The following is a 15,918-nucleotide window of genomic DNA, read 5'->3' as shown; positions in this document are numbered from 1 at the left end:
CCGCCGCGTGGGCGCGCCCAGACCCGCCAAGCCGCACCCGACAACGAACCCGCACCTGGCCACGGCCCCATCGCCGAACGGCACCCCGTACCATGTCTTCATGTCGTTCCTCCGCCGCCGCAGCGCCACCCCCGCCGGCCCCGAATTCGATGTGCTGGCCATGGACCCGGGCGACTGGCCCGGCAACCTCGGCGCCGGTCTGCTGCCCGCCCCCGACGGCACCTGCCAGGGCGTGTTCCTGCGGTACGACCTGTTCGGCGGCCGGGGCCCCGCGATGGTCATCGGCAACCTCCCGGAGGGCTCCCCGGCCCGTGACGTCGCCGAGGACGAGGTCCCCTTCGAGGTCGCGCAACTGCTCCTCGCGCTGGAGAACGATGAGGAGGTGACCGTCGTGGACACCGAGGACATGCCGGTGATGCAGGGCGACAACCTGCTGATCGTGCGCCGCCTCAAGCTCTCCGAGAGCCGGATCTCCTGCGTCCAGTTCGACCGCAGCGACAACGTCCTGGTCACCATCGCCGCCTGGGACCGCCCCATCACGGACGACCTCTACGCCCTGCTGAAACCGCTCCCGGCGGAACTGTTCCAGCAGGGCTGAGGCCCGGCTACCGGCCCGACCGCTCCAGCGTCACATCGGCGGCCCGTACGAACTCCACCCGGTGCCCGTACTGGATCTCGTAGTAGAGATCCTTTCCTACGACGACCTTGTGCGAGTCGGTGGTGAAGGTGACCGCGTAGTAGTACTCGCCGGGCACCTTGCCGCCGACCACGTACTTCTGGCCCTTGAGCAGGGTGTACGGCAGCGGGGACACCGCCTGGACGGGCACTCCCGCCGGATAGGCCGAGGCCTCCGGGTAGGCGCGGCCGTACACGGGGACGCTGTCCAGACCGTCCTTCGGAGTGATCACCCAGCCGGCCGCCCCGATCGCCGTCGGATGCTTCTTCGGGTTCTTGAACCAGGCCTCCTGGCCCAGGTACCAGACCGCGGTCCAGTCGCCGGAACGATCCGCCACCGCGTACTGCTGTCCGGTGGAGACCCGGGAGGAGAGGTCGTTGACCCCCGTGGTCGGGGTCGTCCCGCGGCCGATGTCCTTGATCAGGGGGTAGGTCTCGCCGGGCCCCGAGTACAGCCGGACCTCGCTCGAACCGTGCACCGCGCACGGCTGGCCGGCTGTGACGCAGCCCGTGTACACCGGCTGGTTGGTGGTGTAGTCGGGGCGGATCGTCACCATGCCGCCGCTCTTCTTCCCGGTCTGCTCGAAGGGGTGGCCCAGCAGGGCGAAGTAGTGGGCCCAGTCCCAGTACGGGCCCGGATCCGTGTGCATCCCGGGGACCGTGGACGTGGTCGGCCCGGGTACATTGTCGTGGCCGAGGATGTGCTGCCGGTCCAGCGGGATGCCGTACTTCTTCGTCAGGTACTTCACCAGACGGGCCGACGAGCGGTACATCGCCTCCGTGTACCAGGCGTCCGGCGCGGCGAGGAAGCCCTCGTGCTCGATGCCGATCGACTTGGCGTTGATGTACCAGTTGCCCGCGTGCCAGGCCACGTCCTTGGCCTTCACATGCTGGGCGATGAGACCGTCACTGGAGCGGATCGTGTAGTTCCACGACACATAGGTGGGGTCCTGGACCAGGTTGAGGACCCCGTCCCACTGGCCTTCGGTGTCGTGGATGACGATGTACTTGATGCTCTGCGACGCGGGCCGGTCGCCCAGGTCGTGGTTGCCGTAGTCGTTGTCCCCGAACTGGGAGTACGGCGCCGGGATCCACTCGCAGGACACCTTCTTCGGGCACTCCGTGCCGTCGGGGGAGACGGTGCGCAGTCCGGTTTCCGCCAACTGCGCGGTGTCGGGGGCGAGTTCGGGCTGCGCGGCCAGAGCGACCTGCTGCCCGGCGTCCGTGGTGCGCTGCTCGCCGGTGTGGATGACGTCGTAGACATCGTTGGCATAGGCGGCGGCCGTCGCGGTGTCGTCCGCGCCGGAGAAGCGCGCGATCGCGCCGTACCACTCGGCGGGGTCCGCGCTCAGCGGCTCGCCCAGGCCCCGCTGGGCGTCGGCCAGCAGCGCGGCGCCACCCGCCACATTCGCGGTCCCGTCGCTACGGAGGGCGGCGGCCGGAAGCCCGGTCAGCTCGGCCGCCTTCGTCAACGTCCTGAGCCGAGCGGGGAGTTGGGAGTTCGCCGGGAGCTGCGCGGTGGGGTGCAGGGCCGCGCGGGCGCTGTCACCGCGCGGGTCCTCGGTGCCTTCGCCGAGGTGCTCCGTCGTGGCGAGCGCGGTGTGCGCGTCCGTGAGGTGCATCGGGCCGTAGCCGCCGGTCACGCTCGGTGCTCCACCGTGCGTGTCCCAGCGGGACTGGAGGTAGGAGACGGCCAGCAGCACGGTCTGCGGCACGTGGTACTCGGCGGACGCCGAGGCGAACGCCCGCTGGAGGGTGGAGGCGGCGGAGCCGGTGGCGTTCTCGGCGGGGGCCGCGCCCAGCAGGGGCAGCAGCAGGGCGGCGGTGGCGAGCGCGCCGGCGGCTTTGCGCGCGCGTCTGTGCCCGGGAGTGCGGGTGGGGTCGGTCGAGGATCCTCGCAATGCAGCCTCCTGGGACGGTGGGGTATGACGATCCGTTCGGGGCCGGGCGTGCGTCAGTGGTACCGGCTGGCCGACGATCCGTCAATCATGCCCAGAGGGAGGTGATTTCCCTTGTCATCAGGGGATACGAGGAGTTTCGTGGCGGCGGCTTTCGGGCCTGCGGGGCGTCAGTGGACTACACCAATGGGTGAGTCGTGCGTGGCGGAGGCACAGGTGGCCGGGACACACGAAGGTCCGCGGTGCGCCGCTGCAGGGCGCACCGCGGACCGTCATCCCCGTCAGCGAGTGCCGACCGCCGCACGCACGGCCCGTCGGGCCATCTGGCAGTCGTCGTGCAGCCGCCTCAGCAGCAGCCGTTGTTCCTCGCCGGACGGCGCAGCACCCGGGTGGGCAGCTCCCGGTGCCGCCGGGGTCGTGTCGTACATCGAACGCTGCACGGCCATCTCGTAGGTGCGGATCTCCCGGGTCAGCACCAGCATCAGGTTCACCAGGAAGGCGTCACGCGACGCCGGCCCCGCCGACTGCGCGATCTGACTGATCTGCCGCCGGGCCGCGGGCGCGTCCCCGAGGACCGCCCACAGCGTGGCGAGGTCGTAGCCCGGCAGGTACCAGCCCGCGTGCTCCCAGTCCACCAGCACTGGACCGGCCGGTGAGAGGAGGATGTTGGACAGCAGGGCGTCGCCGTGGCAGAACTGGCCCATGCCCTGCCGGCCCGCCGAGTGCGCGATGCCGTGCAGCAGCTTCTGCAGGTCTCCCATGTCCCGGTCGGTGAGCAGCCCCAGCTCGTGATAGCGGGAGATCCGGGCCGCGTAGTCCAACGGAGCGTCGAAGGTGCCCGCCGGGGGCCGCCACGCGTTGAGCCGGCAGATCGCGCCGAGCGCCGCCCTGATGTCCGCCCGCGGCGGGGCCTCCGCCGGGTGCCGGTGCAGCGCCGCCACCCGGCCCGGCATCCGCTCGATGACGAGCGTGCAGTTGTCCGGATCCGCCGCGATCAGCCGCGGCACCCGCACCGGCGGACGGTGCCGGACGAACGAGCGGTACGCCGCTATCTCGTGCCGGACCCGCTCGGCCCACGCGGGCGAGTGGTCCAGTAAACACTTCGCTACGGCCGTGCTGCGTCCGGTCGTTCCGACCAGGAGCACGGAGCGCCCGTTGCGGCGTAGCACCTGCACCGGAGTGAACTCCGGACAGATCCGGTGCACCGACGCGATCGCCGTACGCAGCTGGGCGCCCTGAGGGCCGGACAAGTCGAGTCTCCCGCTGAGCGGTTGGGTGCCGAGCGCCGGAACGCGCCGCGGCCTGCCCGCACCGAGAACGGGGCCGGCCGCCGGGCGTGCCGGGTCGAGGTAGGGGCCGCCGGCGCCCGGGCGGGGGTGCAGCGACCGGGGCGGGGCGGACACGGAGGACGATGCTGTGTACATGGGAGAGACAGATCCCTTCGTGTGCCTGCAGTGCCTGTCCAAGCAAGCGCGCTACCCGGCCCGGTCCCGCAGGTGCATCCTGGGGAATGTCCCTCGGTGACCGGGTCGGGGTGGCGCGTTCCTACCTGACACCAGATGCGCAGTGGCACACCATCTGGCGCACCCTGGCGAACCCTGGCGAATAGTCGCCCGGCAAGGCGCACCGGGCTATGTTCAAGTCAGCCGAGAACCTGGGGGCTTGACGTGAACGGACAACCCAACTCCCGTCTCTCGGACCTGTTCGGCCTCGCCGGCTGGTCCAAGGGCGAACTCGCGCGGCTGGTCAACCGGCAGGCGGCGGCCATGGGCCACCCCCAGCTCTCGACCGACACCTCGCGGGTACGGCGTTGGATCGACACGGGAGAGATCCCGCGCGATCCGGTGCCGCGGGTGCTGGCGGCCCTGTTCACCGAGCGTCTCGGCCGTGTCGTGACCATCGAGGACCTCGGTCTGGTCCGGCACGGGCGTACGGGGAAACGGCCCGACGACGGGAGTGCGGAACATCCCGACGGTGTGCCGTGGGCGCCCGAACGGACAGCTGCGGTCCTCACCGAATTCACGGGAATGGACCTCATGCTCAACCGACGCGGCTTGGTGGGCGCGGGCGCCGCGCTCGCCGCAGGCTCCGCACTCAGCAGCGCCATGTACGCATGGCTGCACTCCGATCCGACTCTCTCCGCCGACGCTCCCCGGTTCGACGATCCCCTGCACGCCGACCCTGCTGGGTTCGACCGCTATGAGGCCGCCCCCATCGGGTCGCAGGAGATCGAGGAACTGGAGGAGTCCGTCCAGGTGTTCCGGGCCTGGGACGCGGCCCGCGGCGGCGGGCTGCAACGCAAGGCTGTGGTGGGACAGCTCAACGAGGTGGGCGGCATGCTGGCCTACCGGCACCCCGCCGATCTGCAGCGGCGCCTGTGGGGCGTCGCCGCCAACCTCGCCGTACTCGCGGGCTGGATGTCGCACGACGTCGGCCTGGAGCCCACGGCCCAGAAGTACTTCGTCATCGCCGCCCACGCGGCCCGTGAGGGCGGCGACCGGCCCCGCGCCGGGGAGGCGCTCTCCCGGGCGGCGCGCCAGATGGTGCACCTCGGCCGGCCCGACGACGCGCTGGACCTCATGAAACTCGCCAAGACCGGTTCCGGCGACGAGGTGCTGCCGCGGACCCGGGCGATGCTCTACACCGTCGAGGCCTGGGCGCAGGCGTCGATGGGCAAGGGCCAGGCCATGCGCCGCACCCTCGGCCAGGCGGAGGACCTCTTCGTCTCCGACCGCGGCGACGTACCGTCCCCGAGCTGGATGCAGACGTTCAAGGAGGAGGACCTCTACGGCATGCAGGCCCTGGCCTACCGCACCCTGGCCGAGCACGAGCCGGGAGCGGCCGTGCACGCCCAGCACTTCGCGGAGAAGGCCCTGGCACTGCGGGTCGACGGACGGCAGCGGTCGAAGATCTTCGACTTCCTGTCGATGGCCTCCGCCTGCTTCATCGCCGACGACCCCGAACAGGCCGACAGGTACGCACGGTTGGCCCTGGCCTCGATGGGATCGAACTCCTCCCACCGCACCTGGGACCGGCTGCGCGAGATGTACCGGCTCACCGCCCAGTACTCCAACTACCCGAGGATCCACGAGCTGCGGGAGGAGATCAAACTCGCCCTGCCCAGAACACAGTCCAGGAGCGCGAGGACCAGGAACGCCAACAGTGCCCAGGCGTAAGTGATCCAAATGGCCTAGGTGGTCCTGGCGACCAGCACGCAGGCGTCGTCCTCGCGCGCGGAGTCGCCGAACTCCTCGACGACCATGCGTACGCAGTCCTGTGCGGTGCGCGCCTCGCCGAACCGCGGGGCCAGGTCGAGGAGTCGGTCCACGGCCTCCGGCCTGTCGTGCCCGGTCACCAGTCCGTCCGTGTGCAGCAGGAGTACGTCGCCCGCTTCGAGGGTCTCCTCGGCCTGTCCGTAGGAAGCTCCCGAGGTGGCGCCGAGCAGGACGCCGTCCGGTGCGTTCAGCATGCGCCCCGTCCCGTCGCGGAACAGCAGCGGGGCGGGGTGTCCTGCCTGCGCCCAGGTCAGGGTGCGGGTCTCGGGCCGGTATCGGCAGCACACCGCGCTGCCCAGGGCCGGTTGGACGGTGGCGTCCAGTAACTGGTTGAGCCAGGACATCAGTTGGCCGGGCTCGGTGCCCGCTATCGCCATGCCGCGCAGGGCGCCGAGCAGCATCGCCATGCCCGAGGTGACCGCGACACCGTGTCCTGTGAGGTCGCCGACGCTCAACAGGGTGGCGCCGTCGGAGAGTTGGAGCGCGTCGTACCAGTCGCCGCCGATCAGCGCGTTCGTCGAGGAGGGCAGATAGCGGGCGGCCAGGTCCAGCGTCTCCGGTCCCTGGTGCGGGAGCCGCAGGGAACCGCGCCACGGCGGCAGCACGGCCTCCTGCAGCTCGACCGCGAGCCGGCGCTCGGTCTGCGCGTGGTGCCGGTGGCGCTGCAGCGAGTCACGGGTCTCGCTCACCGTCCGCTGGCTGCGGCGCAGTTCGCTGACGTCCCGCAGCACGGCCCACATCGAGGCGGTGCCACCGTCGGCGTCGAGCACGGGCTCGCCCATCATGTGCACGGTCCGTACGGCGCCGTCGGGCCGTACGACGCGGAACTCGCCGTCGATGGGCTTGGCGTCGACCAGGCAGTCCGTGACCATCGCCGTCAGGCTCGGCCGGTCCTCGTCGAGGACCAGGGACGGCAGTTCGTCGAGGGTGAGCGGGGGAGCGGCCGGATCGCGGCCGAGGATCTGGTACAGCTCCCCCGACCAACTCACCTCGTCCGTCAGCAGATTCCACTCGGCACTGCCGACCCGGCTGAGCAGCGAGTCGTCTCGGGTCGCTTCCGGTACGGCAGTCGGTGCGAGCGGCGCCTCGACGGCCGTCGGCACGGGCGGCGGGCCGTCCCGCAGCTGGGCCAAGTGCTCGTCGATGTCGTTGAGTTGATGCAGTGCCAGATCGCACAGCGCCCGCTGCCACCGCTCCCGGGGATCCGAACCGTCCCGCTGCGCGTCCCGCCGTACGGCGTCCACGTCGCCCATGAGCCGCCGTGCCTGCGATATCAGCGCGTCGACCGAGCCGCGCGCGGGCGGCTGGGCGGCTGGGCGGTCCGCAGAGAGATGGGACGGCATGACGCACTCCGATGCGGGGACGGTTCGACCAAGGCGGATGGAGGGACCGGTTACGACTGTCGCACAGCCCGCGACGCCCTGTAAGGGATTTGGCAACACCCGATCCGGTGGTGCTTCTGGCATATGCCAGCGTCTTCACGGACGGATTGTGCCGTGTTGGTGGCGTAGCTGTCCCGGTGGGGCAAGTCGCATACGCGGTACGCGAGTTGGGGGATGGATCACCCGCTGGAGTCGACATTCAACCACCTGTTCGACGGTCTTGTGTTCCTGCATGGCACGGCCGTCCGGCGACAGGCCGAAAAGTGTCGCTCAGGTGAGTGATCCGCAGTACGCAACGGTCATTTTGAGCCGTTGCTTTGTTGTAGCCATGACAATTCTGTGGGTGTGATGCCACTCTGCTGTGCATCACGCTCACCGAGCGTTCACTTCTTCCTCACCCTTCCTCCTCGCACCCGCGCGCCGCCGGACGGCCGTACCCCGGCCCGACCCGCTCTCCAGGACTCCACCGAGTCCGACCACCCCACATAAGGAGAACGCCTTGACCCGGCATGACCGTTATCCGCACCACCCCAGATACACCGCCGCTCTGGTGCTCACCGCAGTCGGCACCCTGCTGGCCGCCGGAATGCAGACCGGCACCGCCTCCGCCGTTCCCGGCGGCCGCCACGCCCCGGCGAAGATCCTGGCCACCCCCCGGGCCGGAGTCGCCCCGGCCGCGCTGACACCGGCGAAGCACGCCGCCCTCCTCAAGAGCGCGGGTGCGGCCGTCGGGAGTACGGCGAAGAACCTCGGCCTCGGGGCCAAGGAGAAACTGGTCGTCAAGGACGTCACGCAGGACGTCGACGGCACCACCCACACCCGCTACGAGCGGACGTACGCCGGACTGCCCGTCCTCGGCGGCGACCTGGTCGTCCATGCCAGGAGCGGCCGCCTCACGGTGACGAAGGCCACGAAGGCCGGCCTGGCCCTGGCGGACATCACCCCGAACGTGTCGTCGGCGACGGTGAAGACCAAGGCGCTCGCGACCGCGACCAAGGCGGGTGGTGAGCAGGCCAAGCTCGACGGCGCCCCGCGCCTGGTCGTCTGGGCCGCCGGAGCCAGGCCCGTCCTCGCCTGGGAGGCGGTGGTCGGCGGCTTCCAGGACGACGGCACCCCCAGCGAACTCCACGTGATCACCGACGCCGACTCGGGCAAGCCCGTCTTCCAGTACCAGGGCATCGAAACCGGCACCGGCACCGGCCAGTTCAACGGAACGGTCCCGCTCGGCACCACGCTCGACCCGGCGACGTCGACGTACCAACTCCTCGACGGCGACCGTGCCGGACACAAGACCTACGACCTGAACCAGGGCACCTCGGGCACAGGCACTCTGTTTACAGATGACAACGATGTCTGGGGCGACGGGACCGCGGCCAACCGGCAGACCGCGGGCGTGGACATCGCGTTCGGCGCCGCGGCCACGTGGGACTACTACAAGGACGTCTTCGGCCGCAACGGCATACGCAACGACGGTGTGGCCGCCTACAGCCGGGCCCACTACGGCAACAACTACGTCAACGCCTTCTGGTCCGACACCTGCTTCTGCATGACCTACGGCGACGGCTCGGGCAACACCCACCCGCTGACGGCGCTGGACGTGGCCGCGCACGAGATGAGCCACGGCGTGACCGCGGCGACCGCCGGCCTCACCTACTCCGGCGAGTCGGGCGGCCTCAACGAGGCCACCTCCGACATCTTCGCCGCTGCGGTGGAGTTCCACGAGAACCTGCCCGCCGACGTCCCCGACTACCTGGTCGGCGAGAAGATCGACATCAACGGCAACGGCACACCGCTGCGTTACATGGACAAGCCCTCCAAGGACGGCGCGTCCCGCGACTACTGGAGCTCGACGCTCGGCAGCGTCGACGTCCACTACTCCTCCGGCCCGGCGAACCACCTCTTCTACCTGCTGTCCGAGGGCAGCGGTGCGAAGACCGTCAACGGGGTGTCCTACGACAGCCCCACCTACGACGGCGTGCCCGTCGCCGGCATCGGCATCGACAACGCCCAGAAGATCTGGTACCGGGCGCTCACCACGTACATGACCTCGTCCACCAACTACGCCGGTGCCCGCACCGCGACGCTCCAGGCGGCGGCGGACCTCTTCGGCGCGTACAGCCCGACGTACCTCGCCGTGGCCGACGCGTGGGCGGCGATCGACGTCGGCAGCCGGATCGCGCTCGGCGTCAACGTGGCCCCGATCTCCGCACAGATCAGCGGAGTCGGACAGTCCGTCTCCCTCCAGACGGACGCCTACACCACCAACTCCGGTGCGGGCCTCACCTATTCGGCCACCGGTCTGCCGGACGGGCTCTCCATCAGCAGCACCGGCCTGATCTCCGGCGTCCCGACCACCCTCGGGAGCAGTGACGTCACGGTGACCGTCACCGACGACACGGGCGCGACCGCCACCACCTCCTTCACCTGGCGGGTGGCGAACATCTACGCCAGCAGCACCCGGGTGGACATCCCCGACAACGCCGCCGCCGTGGAGTCCCCGATCACGGTCACCGGCCGCGACGGCAACGCCTCGGCCACCACTCAGGTCTACGTCAAGATCGTCCACACCTACCGGGGCGACCTGACCGTCGATCTCGTGGGCCCGGACGGAACCGTCTACTCCCTGCTGAACCGCTCCGGCGGCTCCGCCGACAACGTCGACCAGACCTTCACCGTCGACGCCTCGGCCCAACCGGTCAACGGCACCTGGAAGTTGAGGGTGCAGGACCACGCGGCGATCGACGTCGGCTACATCGAGCAGTGGCAGCTGACCCCCTGACCCGCAGCCCGCGTGACTGACCGTCCATGACGGTCCCGGCCGCGCCCGTACTCCGGCTCACACCGGAGGGCGGGCGCGGCCGGAGCAGTTGTGCCCGGGGGCTATTTGATCTCGGGCGTCAACAGCGTGCCGACCGTGGCCGCCACCGCTGCAGGAGATACAGGGCGCTCCGCCCGGTCCTCGTCCACCGCACCTCCCCGCACAGCGTCACCGGTCACCCCGACAGCTGGGACGCGGCCCGGCAGCGACCCCGTCCACGACGTCCGTGCCGTGCTTGCGTGCCGCGCCGTGGTCAGGGGGTGAGCTTCAGGTCCTGCTCGGCCAGCGGTTTGCCGGAGCGCCAGTCCAGGGCCGCGCCGAAGCGCACCAACTCGCCGTAGAGCGCGGGATCGACCCGCTCGGCGAAGACGAGGTCGAGCACGGCGACAGCGGCCTCGGCCGGGGACTTGGCCTGGCTGAAGTCCTCGAACCAGGGGCGGGAGGTGGCCGTGTCGACCATGCCGGGGCACACGGAGGCGATCAGGGTGTCGCTCGCCAGGTCGTCCTGACGGCGTTCCGCGGCGACCGCGCGGACGGCGGCGACCTGGGCCACCTTCGAGGGCACGTTCAGCCACAGCGGCCAGCCCGCCTCGGCCGTGGTCCGGTGGTGGACGGCGCTGCGCCAGGACTCGACGGCGTACTCGACCTGGTCCAGGCTCGCGCCGTCGAACAGGCCGTGCAGCGCGGGGTCGAGATGGCCGAGGGTGCCGAGGCTGCTGGCCACGACGAGGAACCGGCCGCCCGGGCGCAGGACCGGACCGAAGGAACGCAGCATCGCGTGGGTGGCGGTGTTGGACACGTCGACGAACTCGTCGGCGCGCTCGTACTGCGACTCCCCGGGGAGCATCCGGGTCACGGCGTTGGAGATCACGATGTCGACTCCGCCGTGGCGCTGTCGGAGCTCGTCGGCGAGGCGGGCGATGGCGTCGGTGTCGGTGACGTCGAGGACCCGGCCCTCGACCCGGCTGCGGCTGCCGGGCAGGGCGGCCACCTCGCGGGCCGCGTCGGCGACCCGCCGCTCGTCGCGGCCGGTGAGCAGGACAGTGTCGTCGGGGCCCCTGCGGGCTGCCAGCCCCTCGACGAGGGCGCGGCCGAGTCCCTGGTTGGCGCCCGTGACGAGGGCGATGCGCGGAGCGTTCATGTCTGCCACGGTAGGAACGATCACGGCCATGCGTCCAACGAGAGTTATGCACCACTAGTATGCGTAATCGTCATGGACTTCACGGATGTGTCACTCACCGCGCTGCGCGTCTTCCGCGCGGTCGCCGAGCAGGGGACCTTCACGGCCGCCGCCGTGTCGCTGGGCTACACCCAGTCGGCGGTGTCCCGGCAGATCGCCGCGCTCGAACGGGCCGCGGGCGCGGAGCTGCTGGAACGGCGCCGCGACGGCGTACGGCTGACCCCGGCCGGCCGCATCGTCATGCGCAGGGCGACGGTCGTACTCGACGAGATCGACGCCACCGCCCGCGAACTCTCCGGGCTGCCCAGCGAGGCCGCGACCGTCCGCCTCGGCTGGCTGCCCAGCGCCGGAGCGGCCCTGCTGCCACGGGCCCTGCTAGCCCTGCGCCGCAGCGACCCGGACCTGAATGTCGTCAGCCGGGAGGGCGGCACACCAGCGCTGGTACGCGCCCTGCGGGCCGGCAGCCTCGACCTGGCCCTGCTGGCGTCGGCGCCGCCGTTCCGCCCGCCGGACACCGAATCGCCCCCGCTGGTGCTGCGCACCCTCGCCGAGCGCCCGCTGTACCTCGCGGTGCCCGCCACCCATCCGCTGGCCCGCGCCGAGTTCGCCGACGTGGCCGACCTGCGCGGCCAACGCTGGATCGCCGGCTCCTCGTCCGGCGAGGACCGCCTCATGGGCGTATGGCCCGGCCTCGACGAACGCCCCGAGATCGCCCACACCGCCCGGGACTGGCTGGCCAAACTCCAACTCGTCGCAGCGGGCTGCGGGTTGACCACGGTCTCCGCCTCCCTTGCTCCGGCCGTCCCGGCGGGGGTACGGGTCCTGCCGGTACGGGGCGGGCCCCAGGAGCAGCGGCGACTGATGCTGGCGCGGCTTCCGGGGGCGCCCGGCGAGGCGGTCGCTCGGGTGGCGGCCGCCCTGCGTGTCGCCGCGCTCGACGGCGGCGACGCGGCCTCCGGAGAGGGCGGTGCAGCGATGATGTGATGCAGGTCACATGAACTCGTTCGGGGTTCCGCGTAATGCAAACGGCACCTGCGAGGTCGTACAGGCACACGGCAATCCGGCCGACCTCTCACCCGTAGCGGAGACCGACCATGGACATCACCCTCGAACAGCCCACCCGAGCCCGGCTGATCACGGCGGACGACACCGAGATTCCCGTGTCGGCCACGCTTCGCTACCTCTCCTCGGACCCCCTTGCCGTGCACCTCGACTTCCCGCCCGAGGTGTCTCTCGACGGCGACGGTGTCACGTGGACCTTCGCCCGGGCGCTGCTGGAGGAGGGGCTGCGGCGGCCGTCCGGGAGCGGGGACGTGCACCTGTGGCCGTGCGGCCTGGCCCGTATGGTGCTCGAGTTCCACTCGCCGTTCGGGCTCGCCCTGCTCCACTTCCACACCCCGGCCCTGCGCCGCTTCCTGCTGCGGACGTACGACGTGGTGGCCACCGGGCAGGAGGACATGGACGCGGTCGTCGACCGGGGGCTGAGCGCCCTGTTCGGGAGCGTCTGAGGGCAACTCCGGTCCAGGGCGACGGCTTTGACCTTTGTTCACCTCCATCTCACCGTTCAGGTATGGACCTTGGCGATCACCCGGTGCACCCTTGCGCGCGGTGTGCCGCTCGGGCACGCCTGTGACGAGGGCGGAGCGCATGACACCGATCAGCCGAAGAGGCTTCGTGGGACTCGGCGCCACCGTGGCGGCGGGCATGGTGACGGGCACCGGCATACGGCCCGCGATCGCGGCCCAGCAGGCGGCGACCGGCACGATCTCGGACGTGAAGCACGTGGTGATCCTCATGCAGGAGAACCGCAGCTTCGACCACTACTTCGGGCGCCTGAAGGGCGTCCGCGGCTTCGACGACCGCAGCGGTATCACCCTCGGCGGCGGCTACCCGGTCTTCGACCAGCCCAACGGCGGCGGCCGTCAGTACCCGTGGAAGCTGAGCGCCACCCCGGCCTCGGGCGGCCACGACGGCGAGACCCTCGCCCAGTGCAACGGCGACCTCCCGCACTCCTGGTCCTCCCAGCACTCCGCGTGGAACAAGGGCCGCCTCGACAACTGGGTCTCGGGCGTGGGCAACGTCCGCTCGCTCGGGTATCTCGACCGCGCCGACATCCCCTTCCACTACGCGCTCGCCGACAACTACACCGTCTGCGACGCCTACTTCTGCTCCACCCTGAGCGCGACCGGCCCCAACCGCACCTATCTGTGGAGCGGCAAGGTCGACTCCTCCAGCTACGACGGCGGTGACGAGTCGGGGCTGACCTGGCAGACCTACGCCGAGGCGCTGCAGAACGCCGGAGTGAGCTGGAAGGTCTACCAGAACGCGGCGGACAACTTCGGCGACAACGCCTGCGCCTACTTCAAGAACTTCGCCAACTCCAAGGCGGGCAGCGCCCTTTACGACCGCGGCATGGCCTCCGTCCCGGCCGTCACCGGCTCGACCCCCGACGACATCGCCGCCGCCGTCAAGGCCGACGTCCTCGCGGGCACCCTCCCGCAGGTCTCCTGGGTCGTCCCCAACCAGGCCTTCTCCGAGCACCCCTACGCCCCGCCCGGCGACGGTGCCCACTTCATCAGCCTCGTCTACCAGGCCCTCGCCGCCGATCCGGACGTCTTCGACTCGACCGTCCTGTTCCTCAACTACGACGAGAACGACGGCTACTTCGACCACGTCCCACCACCCGTCCCGCCCGCCGGTACCGACGGCGAGTTCCTCAACGGCGTCCCGTACGGCTTCGGCTTCCGCGTCCCGATGATCGTCATCTCGCCCTGGACGCGCGGCGGTTGGGTCTCCTCCGAGGTCTTCGAGCACACCTCGGTGCTGCGCTTCCTGGAGACCTGGACCACGTCCCTCGGCAAGCCGGCCGCCTGCCCCAACATCAGCACCTGGCGCCGCAAGGTGAGCGGCGACCTGACCGGCGTCTTCGACTTCGCCAACCCGGTCCACGGCTCTGTCGCGCTCCCCGCGACCAGTGTCATCGGCATCTCCACCTGCGGCCCGCTGCCCAACCCGGTCCCGACGAACAACGCCCTGCCGGCGCAGGAGACCGGCACCCGGCCCGCCCGCGCGCTGCCGTACCAGCCCAACGGATACCTGGACCACCTGGAATTCGGGTCGGGCGGCAAGATCCTCGCCTGGTTCGCCATGGCCAACCAGGGCGGCGCCGCCAGGAGCGCCGCCCATCTCTCCATCCACCCCAATGCCTACCGCGACACCACGCCCTGGCAGTACACGATCGACCCCGGCGGCACCGCCTCCGACTTCTTCAACATCGGTACGGGCTACGGCAACGGCAAGTACGACCTCTCCATGGTCGGCCCCAACCGCTTCCTGCGCCGCTTCCAGGGCGACGCCACGAAGCCGGGCAAGTCCGTCGAGGTGAGCATCCGTTACGCGGTCGAGTCGGGTACCGGCAAGCTCGCGATCTACTTCGACATGGCCAACTCGTCCGCGGCGTCCGTAAAGTTCACCATTACCTCCAACCACTACCGTGGCGACGGGCCGTGGACCTACGCGGTCGCGGCGGGCGCGTCGACGGAGGACTTCTTCAACGCCGTTGCCTACCAAGGCGGTTGGTACGACTTCACGGTCACCGTCGACTCCGACGCGACCTGGTCGCGCCGGTTCACCGGTCACCTGGAGTCGGGCGCGGCGAGCGTCAGCGGCTGACGTCGGCGTACAGGTCCGGGCGCGGGGCGAGTTCGACGGTCACCCGGCCGCCGCTCTCCAGCGCCCGGACCCCGGCCTCGGCGACCACGGAGGACGCGTAGCCGTCCCAGACGCTCGCGCCGGTGACCCGGCCCTGCCGGGTGGCGTCCACCCAGGACTGCACCTCGCGGTCGTAGGCGTCCGCGAACCGCACGAGATAGTCCAGTGGCACGTCCTCGTGCGCGCTGCCGTGCGTGGTGACGACCATCGTGTGGTCCTCGCCGATCCGGGCGCTGCCCGCCTCGCACACGGCCTCGCAGCGCACCTGGTAGCCGAAGCCGGAGTTGACGAAGACCTCGACGTCGACCAGGGCACCGCCGTCGGTCTCGAAGAGCACGAGCTGCGGGTCGACCAGCCCCTCCGGGGCGTTCGCCGACGGGCGCGGACTGAGCACCGTCACCGCCGTGAGTTCCTGCCCGAGCAGCCAGCGGGCCGCGTCGATCTCGTGCGAGACAGAGCTGTCGATGAGCATCGCGGAGGTGAAGCAGGGCGGCGACGACACATTGCGGTGGGTGCAGTGCAGCATCAGCGGGCGCCCCAACTGCCCGCTGTCCAGCAGGGACTTGAGGCGCTGGTATTCGGCGTCGTAGCGTCGCATGAACCCGATCTGCGCCAGCCGCCGCCCGAGTCGCGCCTCCGCCTCCACCACCCGGAGTGCCCCGGTGGAGTCGGGCACCATGGGCTTCTCGCACAGCACCGGCAGCCCGCGCGCGAAGGCCGCGAGCAGTGCCTCCTCGTGAGCGGGGCCCGGCGAGGCGATGAGCACCGCCTCGACCCCGGGGGCGTCGAGCGCGGCCACGGCGTCCTCGTGCACCGCGACCGCGTCCAGAGCTGCCGCCGCCTCCTTGGCGCGCTCGGTGTCCGGGTCGGCCACCGCGGCGACCCTGGCTCCGCCCACCACCTGGTCGAGGCGTCGTATGTGGTCGGCTCCCATGTGTCCCGCACCCAGCACGGCCACGCCCAGCAGGTCACCCACGTG

General features: G+C 70.8%; 11 protein-coding genes. 6 read left to right on the top strand and 5 right to left on the bottom strand.

The genetic code is table 11. From position 1 onward, the window contains the following. Nucleotides 1-100 precede the first annotated feature (100 nt). Complete coding sequence (locus tag AB0I51_RS24150) at nucleotides 101-598, top strand: hypothetical protein (RefSeq protein ID WP_362978298.1); 498 nt, start codon at nucleotides 101-103, stop codon at nucleotides 596-598. Between the two features lie 7 nt (nucleotides 599-605). Here the strand turns inward: AB0I51_RS24150 and AB0I51_RS24145 are convergent, their stop codons facing one another. Then, nucleotides 606-2,576 (bottom strand): peptidoglycan recognition family protein, encoded by a 1,971-nt coding sequence (locus tag AB0I51_RS24145; RefSeq protein WP_362978296.1) that lies wholly within the window; start codon nucleotides 2,574-2,576, stop codon nucleotides 606-608. Between the two features lie 278 nt (nucleotides 2,577-2,854). Then, complete coding sequence (locus AB0I51_RS24140) at nucleotides 2,855-3,997, bottom strand: aminoglycoside phosphotransferase family protein (protein ID WP_362978294.1); 1,143 nt, start codon at nucleotides 3,995-3,997, stop codon at nucleotides 2,855-2,857. 243 nt (nucleotides 3,998-4,240) lie between these two features. On the opposite strand from AB0I51_RS24140, the gene AB0I51_RS24135 reads away from it, so the two are divergent. Continuing rightward, nucleotides 4,241-5,749: a hypothetical protein gene (locus AB0I51_RS24135; RefSeq protein WP_362978292.1), complete on the top strand. Its 1,509-nt coding sequence runs from the start codon at nucleotides 4,241-4,243 to the stop codon at nucleotides 5,747-5,749. A gap of 14 nt (nucleotides 5,750-5,763) precedes the next feature. Here AB0I51_RS24135 and AB0I51_RS24130 read toward each other — a convergent pair whose 3' ends face one another. After that, nucleotides 5,764-7,191 (bottom strand): SpoIIE family protein phosphatase, encoded by a 1,428-nt coding sequence (locus AB0I51_RS24130; protein WP_362978290.1) that lies wholly within the window; start codon nucleotides 7,189-7,191, stop codon nucleotides 5,764-5,766. A gap of 538 nt (nucleotides 7,192-7,729) precedes the next feature. On the opposite strand from AB0I51_RS24130, the gene AB0I51_RS24125 reads away from it, so the two are divergent. Further along, nucleotides 7,730-10,009 (top strand): M4 family metallopeptidase, encoded by a 2,280-nt coding sequence (locus tag AB0I51_RS24125; protein ID WP_362978288.1) that lies wholly within the window; start codon nucleotides 7,730-7,732, stop codon nucleotides 10,007-10,009. Between the two features lie 292 nt (nucleotides 10,010-10,301). Here AB0I51_RS24125 and AB0I51_RS24120 read toward each other — a convergent pair whose 3' ends face one another. After that, a complete protein-coding gene (locus AB0I51_RS24120; protein ID WP_362978286.1) occupies nucleotides 10,302-11,189 on the bottom strand; it encodes an SDR family NAD(P)-dependent oxidoreductase in 888 nt (295 codons plus the stop codon). Nucleotides 11,190-11,261: 72 nt separating this feature from the next. On the opposite strand from AB0I51_RS24120, the gene AB0I51_RS24115 reads away from it, so the two are divergent. The 3 genes from AB0I51_RS24115 (at nucleotide 11,262) to AB0I51_RS24105 (ending at nucleotide 14,900) form a co-directional block, all read left to right on the top strand. Next, nucleotides 11,262-12,212, top strand: coding sequence for a LysR family transcriptional regulator (locus tag AB0I51_RS24115; protein WP_362978284.1), 951 nt, complete (start codon nucleotides 11,262-11,264; stop codon nucleotides 12,210-12,212). A gap of 110 nt (nucleotides 12,213-12,322) precedes the next feature. After that, on the top strand, nucleotides 12,323-12,736 hold the full coding sequence (locus tag AB0I51_RS24110) for an SsgA family sporulation/cell division regulator (RefSeq protein ID WP_362978282.1): 414 nt from the start codon (nucleotides 12,323-12,325) through the stop codon (nucleotides 12,734-12,736). A gap of 139 nt (nucleotides 12,737-12,875) precedes the next feature. Then, the gene (locus AB0I51_RS24105; protein ID WP_362978280.1) at nucleotides 12,876-14,900 is read left to right on the top strand and encodes a phosphocholine-specific phospholipase C; all 2,025 of its coding nucleotides are present in this window, start codon (nucleotides 12,876-12,878) and stop codon (nucleotides 14,898-14,900) included. Here the strand turns inward: AB0I51_RS24105 and AB0I51_RS24100 are convergent. After that, nucleotides 14,890-15,915, bottom strand: coding sequence for a Gfo/Idh/MocA family oxidoreductase (locus AB0I51_RS24100; protein ID WP_362978278.1), 1,026 nt, complete (start codon nucleotides 15,913-15,915; stop codon nucleotides 14,890-14,892). The two genes, AB0I51_RS24105 and AB0I51_RS24100, sit on opposite strands and share 11 nt — an antisense overlap. Nucleotides 15,916-15,918: the final 3 nt, after the last annotated feature.

It is taken from the genome of Streptomyces sp. NPDC050549, from assembly GCF_040655035.1.
GTDB lineage: Bacteria > Actinomycetota > Actinomycetes > Streptomycetales > Streptomycetaceae > Streptomyces.
The sequence above is the reverse complement of the archived record's forward strand: the minus strand, read 5'-3'. Positions and strand labels throughout refer to the sequence as shown.

Coding starts and splice junctions, on each gene's coding strand:
- AB0I51_RS24150 (WP_362978298.1), top strand. CDS start 101: ATGTCGTTCCTCCGCCGCCGCAGCGCCACCCCCGCCGGCCCCGAATTC.
- AB0I51_RS24140 (WP_362978294.1), bottom strand. CDS start 3,997: ATGTACACAGCATCGTCCTCCGTGTCCGCCCCGCCCCGGTCGCTGCAC.
- AB0I51_RS24130 (WP_362978290.1), bottom strand. CDS start 7,191: ATGCCGTCCCATCTCTCTGCGGACCGCCCAGCCGCCCAGCCGCCCGCG.
- AB0I51_RS24120 (WP_362978286.1), bottom strand. CDS start 11,189: ATGAACGCTCCGCGCATCGCCCTCGTCACGGGCGCCAACCAGGGACTC.
- AB0I51_RS24115 (WP_362978284.1), top strand. CDS start 11,262: ATGGACTTCACGGATGTGTCACTCACCGCGCTGCGCGTCTTCCGCGCG.
- AB0I51_RS24110 (WP_362978282.1), top strand. CDS start 12,323: ATGGACATCACCCTCGAACAGCCCACCCGAGCCCGGCTGATCACGGCG.
- AB0I51_RS24105 (WP_362978280.1), top strand. CDS start 12,876: ATGACACCGATCAGCCGAAGAGGCTTCGTGGGACTCGGCGCCACCGTG.